Consider the following 2,594-nt stretch of genomic DNA (forward strand, 5'->3'; position numbering starts at 1 on the left):
GAATTGAGCGTGTACTCTCCCTGCGGCCAGATCCCGGGTTCGCGAGCCGCATCGGTCATTTCAAGTTCGGCCGAGAACTCCAGGCGGTTGCGGTCGGCATCGACCACCATGAAGAACAAGTTATTACCCGGCCCATGTCGACCGGGGCCGAAGAAAATACTGATGCGCTCCTTGGCGAAGCGGTCGCCCCAGTCCCGGATGTCATTCCACTCGTTGGTTTCGTAACAGTGGTGGTCCCATTCGTTTTTTGAGCCGCGGAAAAACGCCAGGGAATGATGCTCATCATCCGAGCGCAGGAAACACACCATGAGCTGGCCGGTCTGCTCATCAACGACATTGTCCGATACGGTAAACCCAACCGTATTGACGTAGAAATCGATCGTGGCCTCCAGTTCAGTGGTCTGGAACACCACGTGCTGCAGGCGGCCAGACATGCCTTGTCGGTCGGTGCCGGGATTGGTGCGGGACACGCCAAATATCGTTTGCCGACCCTGAGGGTCACGAATCAGAAACGCGCCCGGCTCGAGCAAGGGCGAGTGGCTGTCTTCAACAGTGCAGTCGCGTTCAATCAGGCGGCCGCGTAGTGCTGCCAGACGGGCTTGGTCACCCAGGTCGTAGGCGGAAGCGAGCAGACCACTGTGGTCGGCAGGAGAGACGAGCATGGCGCGTTTCGGGCCACTGAGAATCCAACTGCCGTCGGCCTGCACCTGGCTGTCCATATCCAGCATCCGCTGGTAGAAATCGATTTGCCGTTGCGGCTCTTTGCTCGCCAGGTGCAGGTAGCACAGGCGTGCAGGTGTGGAAGTCTGGAGTGTTGGCATAAACACCTCTGTAGCTTTAAAGGTTCAATGAAAGACTGGTGCGATGCTCGATTCGGTTTCGCTATTTTTCGCCACGGCGATGCCGAACAGCGACTGCAGCGATTCGGCAGCCTTTGTCTCGCCTGCCTTGTCGAAGATGGCTGCGATATAGCGATCCGGGCGCACCAGCAAAAACGTGTTTGAATCGCCCAGTATTCCTTTGAGCAAACCCTGGCGGTCATGCAACACCGTGCAGCCCGGAATCGAAGGCACTGTCTTGACGAACTCGGGAAGGATCAGAATGCGTTTAGCTTCAAGATGGTTCCAGAAGGAATGCTGGAGTTCATCAATACGTTGGCGGGTGTGGTCGCCGTACTGAATCAAGGCGAAACCGGCGCCGATGGCGTTGTCGAGTAGACGTTCGTGGCCATGGGCATCGGTGAGCATCGGTTGAGGGAACATTTGTCCGCAAGACAGTTTTCCAGCCTCACCTTCGGTTAGTACCAGCCCTTTAGTGAATCGAGGTTTAGGCTTGAAACGCATTTGCAGGAAGTAGTCCCGCAACGGTGGCAGCAGCCCGATCAGGGCGAATGCACCGCTTATCAAACGAGCTCGCAAGACGGTTGCCGGTGCCATGACCACACCGAGGTTCAAGGCCAGCTTGATCAGGGCCCAAGCGTGATCGCGACGCTCGCTTTCGTAAGACAGTAGAGCGGTTTCAGCCATTTTCCCCTTCAGTACGCCGATCAGCTTCCAGGCCAGGTTATGGGCATCGCGAACACCGCTGTTCATGCCCTGTCCGGCATAGGGCGGGGTCAGATGCGCGGCATCGCCGGCGAGAAACACGCGGTCCACTTGCCACCGCTCGGCGACCCGAGCGTGGAATGTGTAAACGGTCTTACGCACGACGGAAACCGGGGCGTTGCCCTTGAATGGGTGAAGCAATGCTTGCAGGCGAGTTTCGCTGAGCATTTGCTCATCCGTCTCGTCCGGCTTGAGCAGGAATTCGAATCGGCGAGTGCGGTGGGGGCCAGGGACTTCAACGACAGGACGGCGGGCATCGCAATAGACGCGTGTTTGCCAGAACGGGTCGTCATCTTGATCGGTATCGACCACCAACCAGCGCGAGGAGAAACTCGAGCCAACCATCTCAATCCCGAGTTGCTTGCGCACCGGGCTACGACCGCCGTCGCAGGCGACCAGATAGGCTGCGTTGACTTCTACTATTTCGCCATCGGCGTCACGAATCAGCGCGCGCACACCGTGGTTGTTTTGACTGAACTCCAGCAGCTCATGGCTAAACCGAGCTTTCAGGCTGGCAAAGCGCTCGAGACCGGCCTTTAAGGTGCCCTCGAACAGCGGCTGGCGGAATGCATTGCGCTTTGGGAAGCCATACAGTTTGCCGGTGGGCTCAACTTTGCCGAAGCAACGGCCACCGGGCCGAGTGAAATAATGCACGCCGTAGCCGGGCACCACATCATGCAGCACTGCTTGGTCCAGACCCACCGCCTGCATGGTGCGCAAGGACTCATCGTCGATCGAAACAGCACGCGGTTCGGTTACGGTGCCGGGCTTGCGATCGATGATCAACGTGTCCACATTGGCTTGGCCAAGCAGGTTGGCCAGGGTCAGTCCCGTAGGACCGGCACCGATGATCAGGACGTCGGTGTTGATGCGTTTTAGGGTTGTCATTGTTGTTCCCTTTCGGATGGCTCAGTCCAGCTGCTTGGGACGATTGGCAAGCGCCGCCATGAGCAGCGACAGGTTCTCCGCCAGGGCAAGGATCTGCTGCCC

The 2,594-nt window shown here is 58.2% G+C and carries 2 protein-coding genes; both read right to left on the reverse strand.

Annotated elements, in window-relative coordinates:
• A partial coding sequence (locus tag M0974_RS30150) for a VOC family protein (protein ID WP_297845570.1) occupies positions 1-821 on the reverse strand: 821 nt, incomplete at its 3' end.
• A gap of 24 nt (positions 822-845) precedes the next feature.
• The gene (locus M0974_RS30155; RefSeq protein ID WP_297845572.1) at positions 846-2,492 is read right to left on the reverse strand and encodes a bifunctional 3-(3-hydroxy-phenyl)propionate/3-hydroxycinnamic acid hydroxylase; all 1,647 of its coding nucleotides are present in this window, start codon (positions 2,490-2,492) and stop codon (positions 846-848) included.
• Positions 2,493-2,594: the final 102 nt, after the last annotated feature.

The sequence above is a fragment of the Pseudomonas sp. genome (assembly GCF_026224925.1).
GTDB lineage: Bacteria > Pseudomonadota > Gammaproteobacteria > Pseudomonadales > Pseudomonadaceae > Aquipseudomonas.